The sequence below is a fragment of the Shigella sp. FC1544 genome, from assembly GCF_001722145.1.
GTDB classification, from domain to species: Bacteria; Pseudomonadota; Gammaproteobacteria; order Enterobacterales; family Enterobacteriaceae; genus Escherichia; species Escherichia coli.
The window spans coordinates 1-660 of the sequence record NZ_MECT01000384.1 but is presented as its reverse complement, the minus strand read 5'-3'; the positions used below and the strand labels follow the sequence as shown (position 1 = coordinate 660).

Annotated in this window: 1 pseudogene; it reads left to right on the top strand. The window is 52.6% G+C overall.

The features are described from left to right. Nucleotides 1-660, top strand: a pseudogene (locus tag BGK49_RS16735) (IS4-like element IS4 family transposase); the annotation flags it as partial.

Genomic DNA, 660 nt, shown 5'->3' with positions numbered 1-660 from the left:
CCCCCGCCAGACACATGCCGGGAACCCGGCGCTCTACCCGCAGGTCAAAATGGTCTGCCAGATGGAACTGACCAGCCATCTGCTGACGGCTGCAGCCTTCGGCACGATGAAGAACAGCGAAAATGAGCTTGCTGAGCAACTTATAGAACAAACCGGCGATAACACTCTGACGTTAATGGATAAAGGTTATTACTCACTGGGACTGTTAAATGCCTGGAGCCTGGCGGGAGAACACCGCCACTGGATGATACCTCTCAGAAAGGGAGCGCAATATGAAGAGCTCAGAAAACTGGGTAAAGGCGATCATCTGGTGAAGCTGAAAACCAGCCCGCAGGCACGAAAAAAGTGGCCGGAACTGGGAAATGAAGTGACAGCCCGCCTGCTGACCGTGACGCGCAAAGGAAAAGTCTGCCATCTGCTGACGTCGATGACGGACGCCATGCGCTTCCCCGGAGGAGAAATGGCGGATCTGTACAGTCATCGCTGGGAAATTGAACTGGGATACAGGGAGATAAAACAGACGATGCAACTGAGCAGGCTGACGCTGAGAAGTAAAAAGCCGGAGCTTGTGGAGCAAGAGCTGTGGGGTGTCTTACTGGCTTATAATCTGGTGAGATATCAGATGATTAAAATGGCGGAACATCTGAAAGGTTACTGGCC